Genomic DNA, 11,471 nt, shown 5'->3' on the forward strand with positions numbered 1-11,471 from the left:
CTCGTTCAGCACATAGTCTTGCCCTGTTCAGATCACGTATTTATGCGTGGTTTGTAGTGAACAGGTGAATTCGTTAATGATGAGGTTTGTGAATGCCCCGCAGCACCTGGTTCAGCGCATTACTGTTGTTCGTCGCCCTTTGGGTTCCCGTAAGTCAGGCAGATACCGGTTGGCAGCCTTTAGCTGAAACCATCCGTAAAAGCGATAAAGACACCCGTCAGTATCAGGCCGTGCGCCTTGATAACGGCATGGTTGTGCTGCTGGTATCCGATCCTCAGGCCGTGAAATCCCTTTCTGCACTGGTAGTCCCCGTGGGCTCGCTGGAAGATCCGGACGATCATCAGGGGCTGGCGCACTATCTCGAACACATGTGTCTGATGGGCTCGAAAAAATACCCACAGCCGGACAGCCTGGCTGAATTCCTGAAAATGCACGGCGGTAGCCACAATGCCAGCACAGCGCCTTATCGTACGGCCTTCTATCTTGAAGTCGAAAACGACGCGCTGGTGGGGGCGGTGGATCGCCTGGCGGATGCTATTGCCGATCCATTGCTGGATAAAAAATATGCCGACCGCGAGCGTAACGCGGTTAACTCCGAGCTGACACTGGCGCGTACCCGAGACGGGATGCGTATGGCGCAGGTGAGCGCTGAGACGATCAACCCGGCGCACCCAGGTTCGCGTTTCTCTGGCGGGAATCTTGAGACATTAAGCGATAAACCGGGCAACCCGGTGCTGCAAGCATTACAAAAATTTCATGAAAAGTACTACTCTGCGAACCTGATGAAGGCGGTGATTTATAGCAATAAACCGCTGCCAGAGCTGGCGCGGATAGCGGCTGACACCTTTGGGCGCGTACCGAACAGGAATATCGCAAAGCCTGAGATTAGCGTCCCGGTCGTCACTGATGCGCAAAAGGGCATCATCATCCACTATGTTCCGGCAATGCCGCGTAAAGTATTGCGCGTCGAGTTTCGTATCGATAACAACAGCGCGCAGTTCCGCAGTAAAACCGATGAACTGGTGACCTACCTGATTGGCAATCGTAGCCCGGGCACGTTGTCTGACTGGCTGCAAAAGCAGGGCCTGGTTGAAGGTATTCGCGCAGACTCCGATCCGGTGGTCAACGGGAACAGCGGCGTATTAGCCATTTCCGCGACGTTAACCGACAAGGGGTTGGCGAACCGCGATGAAGTTGTCGCGGCAATTTTTAGCTACCTCAATTTGTTACGCGAGAAAGGTGTCGATAAACGCTATTTTGACGAGCTGGCGCACGTGCTGGACCTCGATTTCCGTTATCCCTCCATCACCCGTGATATGGACTACGTGGAATGGCTGGCTGATACCATGATCCGCGTTCCCGTCGAGCATACGCTGGATGCGGTGAATATTGCTGACCAGTACGATGCGAAAGCCGTTGAGCAACGTCTGGCAATGATGACGCCGCAGAATGCGCGTATCTGGTATATCAGCGCGAAAGAGCCACATAATAAAACCGCTTATTTTGTCGATGCGCCTTACCAGGTGGATAAAATCAGCGACAAAACCTTTGCCGACTGGCAGCAAAAAGCGCAGGGCATTGCGCTGTCGTTACCGGAGTTGAACCCCTACATTCCGGATGATTTCACGCTGATTAAGACGGATAAAAAATACGCTCACCCAGAGCTGATCGTTGATGAGCCGGATTTACGCGTGGTGTATGCCCCGAGCCAGTATTTTGCCAGCGAGCCGAAGGCTGACGTCAGCGTGATCCTGCGTAACCCGAAAGCCATGGACAGCGCCCGCAACCAGGTCTTATTCGCACTTAACGATTACCTGGCAGGGATTGCGCTTGATCAGTTAAGTAACCAGGCATCGGTAGGTGGAATTGGTTTCTCTACCAACGCTAACAATGGGTTGATGCTTAACGCCAACGGCTACACCCAACGTTTGCCGCAGCTTTTTCAGGCGCTGCTGAGCGGCTATTTCAGCTATACCTCAACGGACGAACAGCTGGAACAGGCGAAATCCTGGTATGCCCAGATGATGGATTCCGCAGAAAAGGGTAAAGCTTACGATCAGGCTATTATGCCGGTGCAGATGCTTTCTCAGGTGCCGTACTTCTCCCGCGACGAGCGCCGTAAGCTGCTGCCTTCCATCACCCTGAAAGAGGTGATGACCTACCGCGACGCTTTAAAAACCGGTGCGCGACCTGAATTCCTGGTCATTGGCAATATGAGCGAAGCTCAGACAACGAGCATGGCGCGGGATATCCAAAAACAGCTTGGTGCGAACGGGTCACAGTGGTGTCGCAACAAAGATGTGGTTGTGGACAAGAAGCAGTCCGTCATCTTTGAAAAAGCAGGCAGCAGCACGGATTCAGCGCTGGCGGCGGTATTTGTGCCAACCGGATACGATGAATACGCCAGTTCAGCCTACAGCGCTATGTTAGGTCAGATTGTTCAGCCGTGGTTCTACAATCAGCTGCGTACTGAAGAACAGTTAGGCTACGCCGTATTTGCTTTCCCGATGAGTGTTGGCCGTCAGTGGGGAATGGGGTTCCTGCTGCAAAGCAGTGATAAGCAGCCGTCTTACCTCTGGGAGCGTTATAAAGCGTTCTTCCCGACGGCGGAAGCGAAGCTGCGGGCGATGAAACCTGAAGAGTTCGCGCAAATTCAGCAGGCGATTATTGCGCAAATGCTGCAGGCGCCGCAAACGCTGGGGGCAGAAGCCTCACAGTTAAGCAAAGATTTTGATCGCGGCAATATGCGCTTCGATTCACGTGATAAAATAGTGGCTCAGATTAAACTGCTGACGCCGCAAAAACTTGCCGACTTCTTCCATCAGGCGGTGGTTGAGCCGCAAGGCATGGCGATATTGTCACAGGTTTCCGGCAGTCAGAATGGGAAAGCAGAATATGTGCACCCGGAAGGCTGGAAAGTGTGGCAGACCGTCAGCGCGTTGCAGCAAACCTTACCCCTGATGAGTGATAAGAATGAATGATGCCGCTGAGTCCCTTGATCCACTGCGCTTGCCCCTGACGGGCGAGCGTCTGATTGAAGCCTCTGCGGGCACCGGTAAAACCTTTACCATCGCCGCCCTGTATTTACGTTTACTGCTTGGACTGGGCGGCTCTGCTGCCTTTCCTCGTCCTCTGACCGTCGAAGAACTGCTGGTGGTCACCTTCACCGAGGCGGCTACCGAAGAGTTGCGCGGTCGAATTCGTAGCAATATTCATGAACTGCGAATTGCCTGCCTGCGTGAAACCACCGACAACCCGCTATATGTCCGTTTGTTAGATGAAATTGCCGATAAAAAACAGGCCGCGCAGTGGCTGCTATTGGCTGAAAGACAGATGGATGAAGCGGCGGTGTTTACCATCCACGGCTTTTGTCAGCGTATGCTCAGTCTCAATGCCTTTGAGTCAGGCATGCTGTTCGAACAGCAACTGATAGAAGATGAATCGCTGCTGCGCTATCAGGCCTGCGCGGACTTCTGGCGTCGGCACTGCTACCCGCTGCCCCGCGACATTGCGCAGGTGGTTTTTGAAACGTGGAAAGGACCGCAAGCGCTGCTGAGAGATATCGATCGCTATCTGCAGGGGGAAGCGCCGGTTATCAAGGCGCCACCGTCTGATGACGAAACGCTGGCCTCCCGGCATGAACAAATTCTCGCGCGCATTAACCAGATCAAGCAGCAATGGTGTGATTCTGTTGATGAGCTGGATGGCCTGATGGAAGCCTCCGGAATTGACCGGCGTAAATTTAATCGCGGTAATCAGGGCAAGTGGATCGAAAAGATCAGCGCGTGGGCGCAGGAAGAAACACAAAGTTACCAGCTTCCTGACGCGCTGGAGAAATTCTCACAGCGTTTTCTGGAAGAGCGAACCAAAGCGGGCGGGATAACCCCTCAGCACCCGCTGTTTGTCGCTATTGATGAACTGCTTAGCGAACCGTTAACTCTCCGCGATCTGGTGATCACCCGGGCGCTGGCGGAGATCCGCTCGGCAGTTGCCGAGGAAAAACGTCGCCGCGGCGAGCTGGGTTTTGACGATATGCTCAGCCGGCTGGATGCGGCGTTGCGCAGTGAAAGCGGCGATGCGCTGGCGACGGCTATTCGTACTCGTTTTCCGGTCGCCATGATCGATGAATTCCAGGATACCGATCCACAGCAGTACCGTATTTTTCGTCGGATCTGGCAGCATCAGCCGGATACCGCACTGCTGCTAATTGGTGATCCGAAACAGGCAATTTACGCGTTTCGCGGCGCGGATATCTTCACCTATATGAAGGCGCGCAGCGAAGTCAGCGCACACTATACGCTTGATACCAACTGGCGTTCGGCCCCCGGCATGGTCAATAGCGTGAATACGCTTTTCAGCCAGATGGACGACGCCTTTATGTTCCGCGAAATCCCTTTCAGCCCGGTAAAATCCGCAGAAAAAAACCAGGCGTTACGGTTTGTTTTACACGGCGAAACGCAGCCAGCTATGAGTATGTGGCTGATGGAAGGAGAAAGTTGCGGCGTAGGCGATTATCAGAGCTACATGGCCCAGGTGTGCGCCACACAAATTCGCGACTGGCTTAAGGCTGGGCATTCTGGCGCTGCGCAACTGGTCAGTGGCAAAGCATCCAGCCCGGTACGCGCGTCGGACATCAGCGTACTGGTGCGTAGCCGCCAGGAGGCGGCGCTGGTCCGTGATGCGCTGACGCAACTGGCCATTCCCTCTGTCTACCTCTCCAACCGTGACAGCGTATTTGAAACACTGGAAGCGCAGGAGTTGCTATGGGTGCTGCAGGCGGTGATGACGCCGGAACGTGAGAACACGTTGCGTAGCGCGCTGGCGACCTCAATGATGGGGCTGAATGCGCAGGATATTGAAGCGTTAAATACCGACGAGAATGCCTGGGATGCGGTGGTCGAAGAATTCGACGGCTATCGTCAGATCTGGCATAAACGCGGCGTGATGCCGATGCTACGTGCGCTGATGACGGCTCGACAGATTGCAGAGAACCTGCTGGCGACGGCGGGAGGCGAACGTCGACTGACCGACATTTTACATATCAGCGAACTGTTGCAGGAAGCGGGCTCGCAGCTGGAAAGCGAGCATGCGCTGGTGCGCTGGTTGTCCCAGCATATTCTTGAACCCGACAGCAACGCGTCCAGCCAGCAGCTCAGGCTGGAAAGCGACAAGCATCTGGTCAAAATCGTCACCATCCATAAATCGAAAGGGCTGGAGTATCCGCTGGTCTGGCTGCCGTTTATCACCAATTTCCGCGTTCAGGATCAGGCTTTCTACCACGATCGTAGCTCTTTTGAAGCCGTGCTGGATCTCAGCGATGCTGAGGAGAGCGTTGAGCTAGCCGAAGCAGAGCGTCTGGCGGAAGATCTGCGTTTGCTGTATGTCGCGCTAACCCGTTCGGTATGGCATTGCAGCCTTGGCGTTGCGCCGTTGGTACGACGTCGGGGCGATAAAAAAGGGGATACCGATGTGCATCAGAGTGCACTTGGTCGCCTGTTGCAAAAAGGTGAGCCGATGGATGCCGTGGGTCTGCGTAGCGCGATTGAAGCGCTTTGTAGCAACGATATTGCTTGCCAGACTCCCGCGCAGCCTGACGGTGAACCCTGGCAGGTTGCGCAGGCCGTTAGCAGCGAACTGAGTGCTAAAATACTGCAGCGTAAGCCCGGCGATAGCTGGCGCGTGACCAGTTATTCCGGTCTGCAACAGCGTGGACAGGGTATCGCGCAGGATCTGATCCCACGACTGGATATCGATGCCGCAGGCGTCGGTGAGGTTATTGAAGAACCAGGACTCACACCGCACCAGTTCCCGCGCGGCGCTTCGCCGGGTACGTTCTTGCATAGCCTGTTTGAAGACCTCGATTTTACGCAACCGGTGGATCCGCATTGGGTCGAGGAGCAACTGGCGTTGGGCGGTTATGACGCACACTGGACGCCGGTTTTGACCGAATGGCTGGACGCCATTTTGCAGGCGCCTCTCAACGAGACGGGCGTGAGTTTGAGCCAGCTTTCCGCGCGAGAAAAACAGGTGGAGATGGAGTTTTATCTGCCGATTTCGCAGCCGTTGATGGCCAACCAGCTTGATGCGTTAATTCGCCAATACGATCCGCTCTCGGCGGGGTGCCCTGCGTTGGACTTTATGCAGGTTCGCGGCATGCTGAAAGGCTTTATTGACCTGGTATTTCGCCACCAGGGGCGTTATTACCTGCTCGATTACAAATCGAACTGGCTGGGTGAAGACAGCTCCGCCTATACGCAGCAGGCAATGGCCTCTGCCATGCAGGCGCATCGCTACGACCTTCAATACCAACTTTATACCCTCGCGCTGCATCGCTACTTACGCCATCGCATTGCTGATTACGATTATGAACGCCATTTTGGCGGCGTTATCTATCTCTTCCTGCGCGGCGTTGACAGTGAAAATCCGCAGCAGGGAATTTACGCGACCCGACCTGACGGAGAGTTGATTGCATTGATGGACGAGATGTTTGCCGGTGCGGTGCAGGAGACGATGTTATGACAATCCAGAAACGATTTCTGGAGGCTGTTGAGCAAAAACAGCTCCGGCCTCTGGATGCTCAGTTCGCGCTGGCGGTTGCCGGAAGTGACAACCCTGCCGTTGCGCTGGCTGCGGCGTTGCTCAGTCGTGAAGCGGGAGAAGGGCACGTCTGCTTACCGCTTTCACGGTTATCTCTGAGCGAGGACGCGCATCCTCTGTTAAGCGCCTGGCTCGCTGAAACGGGCGAACCAGAAGACTGGGCGGAATGTCTGCTGGCTTCCAGTGCGGTAAGCCGTGGCGAGCAACCCACGCCGCTGGTGCTGTACGGCGATCGCTTGTATCTGAACCGGATGTGGCACAACGAACGTACGGTAGCTCGCTTTTTCAGTGAAGTGAACCACGCTATTGAAGTGGATGAACAACGGCTGACCCACACGCTGGAGGCGCTGTTTCCGCCATCGGAGGGGGTTAACTGGCAAAAAGTAGCCGCTGCTGTTGCGCTCACCCGCCGGATATCGGTGATCTCAGGCGGACCGGGGACGGGAAAAACGACAACGGTCGCAAGGCTGCTGGCGGCGTTGATTCAAATGGCCGACGGTGAGCGCTGTCGTATTCGACTGGCGGCGCCAACGGGAAAAGCGGCTGCGCGCCTGACCGCCTCACTGGGAGCGGCGTTACGAGAGCTACCGCTAACCGATGAGCAAAAGAAACGCATCCCCGATGACGCCAGTACGCTGCATCGATTATTAGGCGCTCAGCCTGGCAGTCAGCACCTGCGTCATCATGCGGGAAACCCGCTGCATTTGGATGTGCTGGTGGTGGATGAAGCCTCGATGATTGATTTACCGATGATGTCGCGCCTTATCGATGCGCTGCCGCCGCACGGACGGGTGATTTTTCTGGGCGATCGCGACCAGCTCGCTTCCGTCGAAGCGGGGGCCGTGCTGGGGGATATCTGTGCTTTCGTCGGTGACGGGTTTACCCCGGAACGCGCCCGCCAGCTCAGTCGCCTGACCGGGAGCGCTATTCCTGCCGGTTCGGGAATTCAGGCAGCAGCGTTGCGCGACAGTCTGTGCCTGCTGCAAAAGAGCTACCGTTTCGGCAGCGATTCCGGAATCGGTCAGTTGGCCGCGGCGATTAATCGCGGCGACAAAACTGCGATAAAAACGGTGTTCCAGCAGGGATTTAGCGACATCGAAAAACGCACGCTACACAGCAGCGAGGATTATGCCGCGATGCTGGATGAGGCGCTGTCGGGATATGGGCACTACCTGGATTTGCTGCACGGGGGTGCCGAACCGGGGGCTGTCATTCAGGCCTTCAATGAGTATCAACTGCTATGCGCCCTGCGGGAAGGTCCGTTTGGCGTTAGTGGTTTGAATGAACGCATTGAGCAGGTGATGGCGCAAAAACGTAAAATTCATCGTTCGACGCATAGCCGCTGGTATGAGGGAAGGCCGGTGATGATCGCGCGCAATGACAGTTCGCTGGGATTATTTAACGGTGATATCGGCATTGCCCTTGACCGTGGACAGGGCCTGAGGGTGTGGTTTGCGTTGCCGGATGGTTCTATCAAATCGGTGCAGCCCAGCCGCTTGCCTGAACATGAAACCACCTGGGCGATGACGGTGCACAAATCGCAGGGATCTGAGTTTGACCACGCGGCGTTGATTTTACCCAGCCAGCATTCACCCGTGGTTACCCGCGAGCTGGTCTATACCGCCGTTACCCGCGCGCGTCGCCGCCTGTCGCTGTATGCCGATGAGCGGATATTGAGCCGCGCCATTGCCACCCGCACTGAACGCCGCAGCGGACTGTCAGCATTATTTAATGACGGCATGATGTAGATGTAGGCCGGATAAGGCAGTTATGCCGCATCCGGCAACCACTCCTATGCCAAATCCGCCATCAGCACTTTTGACCGCCGCTGATAGTTGTACATCTCTTTCTTGCTTTCCGGCAGCAGGTCGATATCCACCGGCGTGAAGCCGCGCTCCTGGAACCAGTGGATGCTGCGTGTGGTTAACACAAACAGCTTGCTCAACCCCATTTGCCGGGCCTGCGCGGCGATTCGTTCCAGCAACACTTCCCCGCGTGACGAGCTACGGTAGTCCGGATGCACTGCTACACACGCCATTTCGCCAATCTTCTCTTCCGGAAAAGGGTACAGAGCGGCACAGGCGATGGTCAGGTTATCACGCTGAATAATCGTGAATTTGTCGATCTCCATTTCCAACTGCTCGCGCGAGCGGCGCACCAGAATACCTTGCTGCTCCAGCGGGCGGATAAGCTCCAGAATCCCGCCGATATCGTTAATGGTAGCGCGACGGATCTGCTCGGCGCTTTCCATTACGATCTGCGTACCGATCCCGTCGCGGGAGAACAGTTCCTGCAGCAATGCACCATCTTCCTGATAACTGATCAGGTGGCAGCGACGTACGCCACTGCGACAGGCCTTCACTGCCCCACGCAGGAAGCGCACCGTGCCGGAGCTGTAATCGCCTTTCTCTTCCTGCAACTCAACGCGAGCCTGAGCTTCGTTAGGAAACAGCTCGGAAATAATATCGCCGTCATCGTTGGTGACACCCTGAGAGGAGCAAAAGCCGATCATTTTCTCGGCCTTCAGTTTGATAGCCAACTGCGTGGCGACCTCTTCTGACGTCAGGTTAAAGCTCTCACCGGTGACGGAAACGGCAACCGGGCCCATCAGCACAATTGCGCCGCTGTCTAACTGGCGGTGAATGGCATCTTCATCAATACGACGAATACGCCCGCTATGGCAGTAATCTACGCCGTCATCAACGCCCAGCGGCTGGGAGATAATAAAATTACCGCTGACCACATTGATGTGAGCACCCTGCAATGGCGTATTATTCAGGCTCATCGACAGGCGGGCGGTAATATCAAGCTGAAGTAATCCCGCAGCCTGCTTGACCAGCTCCAGCGTTTTAGCGTCGGTAACGCGCGTATTTTTGTGGTACACCGGCTCATGATGATGCGCCGCAAGATTGGCATCAATCTGCGGTCGTGCGCCATAGACCACGACCAGGCGGATGCCGAGGCTATGAAGAAGACCAATGTCATTGACGATACTGGAAAAGTTTTCATGCTCGATGGCTTCGCCGCCCAGCATAATGACAAACGTTTTTCCCCGATGGGTATTGATATAGGGAACAGAATGGCGGAATCCCTGTACCAGTTCGGTTCTACGCTCCTTCACCACGGCACACCCTCATTGCATGATTATTCGTAATTTGTGTATTTTTATTCTGTTTTTGCGCTGTGCGCAAGCGTAATTTTTACCCATGCCGAAGATTTTTCTCAGTAATGCCGTGAATATAAAAAGAATGTTTACCCTTTTATAGATGACAGATTATGCGTCATTCGCTAAAGTTTCCGGTCAATTCGGACGTTTTACGTATTACCTCTAAAAAAGATTTCTTTGCTCGGGAGAAGCATGTCGGGATCCAATTCAGCAATCAGTCGCCGCCGTTTATTGAAAGGTGCGGGTGCTATGTGGCTTTTGAGCGTCAGCCAGGTGGGTCTGGCGGCCGTGAGTCAGGTCGTTGCCGTACGTATCTGGCCTGCGTCCAGCTACACTCGCGTCACGGTAGAATCTAACCGTCTGCTGAAATACAAACAGTTTGCCCTGAGTAATCCTGAGCGTGTGGTTGTGGATATTGAAGACGTTAATTTGAACTCGGTGCTCAAGGGCATTGGGACGCAGATTCGTCCTGACGATCCGTATATTAAGTCGGCGCGCGTTGGTCAGTTTGATCCAAAGACCGTGCGGATGGTGTTCGAGCTGAAACAGAATGTGAAGCCGCAACTTTTTGCGCTGGCTCCGGTGGCAGGCTTTAAAGAACGTCTGGTAATGGATCTCTATCCCGCGAATGCCCAGGACGTTCAGGATCCGCTGCTGGCATTGCTGGAAGATTACAACAAGGGCGATCTGGATAAACAGGTGCCACCTGCACAAAGTGGCCCGCAGCCGGGTAAAGCGGGGCGCGATCGTCCCATTGTCATTATGCTGGATCCAGGCCACGGCGGAGAAGACTCCGGTGCGGTGGGGAAATACAAGACGCGTGAAAAGGATGTGGTGCTGCAGATTGCCCGCCGCCTGCGAGCCCTCATAGAGAAAGAGGGCAACATGAAGGTCTTTATGACACGAAATGAAGATATCTTCATTCCGCTTAAAGTCCGCGTGGCGAAAGCGCAGAAGCAGCGTGCTGACCTGTTTGTCTCTATTCACGCCGATGCCTTTACCAGTCGACAACCCAGCGGTTCGTCGGTGTTTGCGCTCTCGACCAAAGGTGCGACAAGTACCGCCGCGAAATATCTGGCGCAGACCCAGAACGCCTCGGATCTCATTGGTGGCGTCAGTAAGAGCGGTGACCGCTATGTCGACCACACCATGTTCGACATGGTGCAGTCGCTGACCATCGCCGACAGTCTGAAGTTTGGTAAAGCGGTATTGAGTAAGCTTGGCAAAATCAACAATCTGCACAAGAACCAGGTTGAACAGGCCGGGTTTGCGGTACTAAAAGCGCCGGATATCCCGTCTATTCTGGTCGAAACGGCATTTATCAGTAACGTTGAGGAAGAGCGCAAACTCAAAACGGCGACCTTCCAGCAGGAAGTTGCAGAGTCTATTCTGGCAGGGATTAAAGCCTACTTCGCCGATGGGGCGACGCTGGCGAGAAGGGGATAACAAAAAAGCGCTGAAAAGCGCTTTTTTTATGGGCGGCAGAAACAAAAAAACACCCGTTAAGGTGTTTAATGTGTTGGTTGCGGGGGCCGGATTTGAACCGACGACCTTCGGGTTATGAGCCCGACGAGCTACCAGGCTGCTCCACCCCGCGTCACCGTACTGCTTATATTTTATCAAATTTGATTGGTTGCGGGGGCCAGATTTGAACTGACGACCTTCGGGTTATGAGCCCGACGAGCTACCAGGCTGCTCCACCCCGCGT

General features: G+C 54.9%; 5 protein-coding genes and 2 tRNA genes. 4 read left to right on the top strand and 3 right to left on the bottom strand.

The window, feature by feature from the left end; all coding sequences use genetic code 11:
• The first annotated feature begins 92 nt into the window (after window positions 1-92).
• From ptrA to recD, 3 genes are read left to right on the top strand one after another with little or no spacing between them, the layout of a single operon-like run.
• Window positions 93-2,981 (top strand): pitrilysin, encoded by a 2,889-nt coding sequence (gene ptrA, locus OGX96_RS15130; RefSeq protein ID WP_198801788.1) that lies wholly within the window; start codon window positions 93-95, stop codon window positions 2,979-2,981.
• Window positions 2,974-6,519 (top strand): exodeoxyribonuclease V subunit beta, encoded by a 3,546-nt coding sequence (gene recB, locus OGX96_RS15135; RefSeq protein ID WP_198801789.1) that lies wholly within the window; start codon window positions 2,974-2,976, stop codon window positions 6,517-6,519. Before ptrA ends, recB begins: the two co-directional genes overlap by 8 nt.
• Entirely contained in the window at window positions 6,516-8,345 is a 1,830-nt protein-coding gene (recD, locus tag OGX96_RS15140; protein WP_198801790.1) for an exodeoxyribonuclease V subunit alpha, read from the top strand. The genes recB and recD overlap by 4 nt, the downstream gene beginning before the upstream one ends.
• 44 nt (window positions 8,346-8,389) lie before the next feature.
• Here the strand turns inward: recD and argA are convergent, their stop codons facing one another.
• Window positions 8,390-9,721 carry an amino-acid N-acetyltransferase gene (gene argA, locus OGX96_RS15145; protein WP_142878800.1) on the bottom strand — a complete coding sequence of 444 codons (1,332 nt, stop codon included), beginning with the start codon at window positions 9,719-9,721 and terminating at the stop codon, window positions 8,390-8,392.
• Between the two features lie 234 nt (window positions 9,722-9,955).
• Between argA and amiC the strand changes: the two genes are divergently transcribed.
• Window positions 9,956-11,209: an N-acetylmuramoyl-L-alanine amidase AmiC gene (gene amiC, locus OGX96_RS15150; protein ID WP_048215635.1), complete on the top strand. Its 1,254-nt coding sequence runs from the start codon at window positions 9,956-9,958 to the stop codon at window positions 11,207-11,209.
• Window positions 11,210-11,283: 74 nt separating this feature from the next.
• Here the strand turns inward: amiC and OGX96_RS15155 are convergent.
• Both OGX96_RS15155 and OGX96_RS15160 read right to left on the bottom strand, forming a co-directional pair.
• Window positions 11,284-11,360, bottom strand: a tRNA-Met gene (locus tag OGX96_RS15155).
• A gap of 33 nt (window positions 11,361-11,393) precedes the next feature.
• Window positions 11,394-11,470, bottom strand: a tRNA-Met gene (locus OGX96_RS15160).
• Window position 11,471 lies beyond the last annotated feature (1 nt).

The organism is Citrobacter sp. Cpo100 (assembly GCF_030332595.1).
In the GTDB taxonomy this organism is placed as follows: Bacteria; Pseudomonadota; Gammaproteobacteria; order Enterobacterales; family Enterobacteriaceae; genus Citrobacter; species Citrobacter portucalensis.